The sequence below is a fragment of the uncultured Campylobacter sp. genome, assembly GCF_938045405.1.
Lineage (GTDB): Bacteria > Campylobacterota > Campylobacteria > Campylobacterales > Campylobacteraceae > Campylobacter_B.
This window is the reverse complement of the sequence record NZ_CALIMW010000171.1, coordinates 1-1,278: the sequence shown is the minus strand read 5'-3', so window position 1 is coordinate 1,278 and position 1,278 is coordinate 1. Positions and strand designations below refer to the sequence as shown.

The 1,278-nt window shown below is 49.8% G+C and carries 1 protein-coding gene; it reads left to right on the top strand.

The genetic code is table 11. From position 1 onward, the window contains the following. Window positions 1–137: 137 nt before the first annotated feature. Window positions 138–1,278: hypothetical protein (locus Q0140_RS06585; protein WP_297962977.1), on the top strand; the 1,141-nt coding region annotated here is incomplete at its 3' end.

Below are 1,278 nucleotides of genomic sequence, written 5' to 3'. Positions count from 1 at the left end.
TCAAAATTTGCGGCATCAAAAGCGCCGCCGAAGCCCGCGCGGTGCTGGCGTGCAGGACAAGCGGCTCGACTTCCTGCGTAAATTTAGAGAGCACGGACGATGCTAAAAATTTACCGCAATCGGGCGGCGAAAGCTCAATGAAAACTCCTAATTTTTGCGGCGAAAATCCTAGGCGGAATTTTAATTTGGATGCCGAGAATTCTACGCGAAATTTCAATTCTGACGGCCAAAATTTCGCGCAAAATTTTAATCAGGGCGGCGAGAATTTTACCTGCCGCGCACAAAATCATGCAAATTTTATGCCCGAGCAAAATTGCGATTGCGATAAAAATTTCTGCGGCGATTCGCGAAATCTGGGCGATGACTCGGGCGTGCGCGTGGAATTTTTAGGCGTGATATTCGTATCAAGCTCAAAACGCCGCGTCAGCGTAGAAACAGCGTGCGAGATCGCACGCATCGCGCACCAAAACGGCGCAAAGTGCGTCGGAGTCTTTGCTTTGAGCTCCGAAAAACACAGCGCCGCCGCATGCGAATTTAAAAATTTTAGCAGCAAAATTTGCGGCGAAGAAATTTGTGAAGATAAAATTTACGCGGACGAGAGTAGCAGCGTAGAATTTTGCGGAACCGCGGAATTTTACGAAAAGCAGCGCGAGGATTTGAGTGTAAATTTAAACGCAAACTGCGCTGTGTCTACCTCGGTAAAAGATCTAAATTCTGAAATTTTAGATACGGAAGCTCTAAACGAGGAGCAAATTTTAAAAATTTGCGAGGCTTGCGAGCTGGACTGCGCTCAGATCTACGGACGCATAAGCGCGGATTTCAAAGCGCGCCTCAACGCAGCGGGCGTCGAGGCGTGGCAGGTGCTAAGCATAGGTACCGAAATGCCGCCGCTTGAGGGTTTGAGCTGCGACCGGATATTATTCGATGCCAAAGGAGCGAGCCTGGGCGGCAACGGCGTGAGCTTCGACTGGGATCTGTTGAGACGCGCAAGGCTTGGCTGTGAAGAAAAATACTGCGCGGGCAGCGCAACTCAAAGCATAGACGACACAAAATACGACTCGGCTAGCGGGCGATGCGATACGCAAAATGATGCAGCAAGCGACGAAAAATGCTATGCAGCAGGCGCAGCTCAAGACTCAGACGGCGCAAGGAGCCATCTTAAACACAGCGCTATCTGTAACGGATATAACGAGGGGAATTTGAAGCGCGATAAAAACGGCGACTGCAACAATTCCTGCGCGGAGCATAGCGAAAACGGAAATTTAAAGCTCGAAAGAG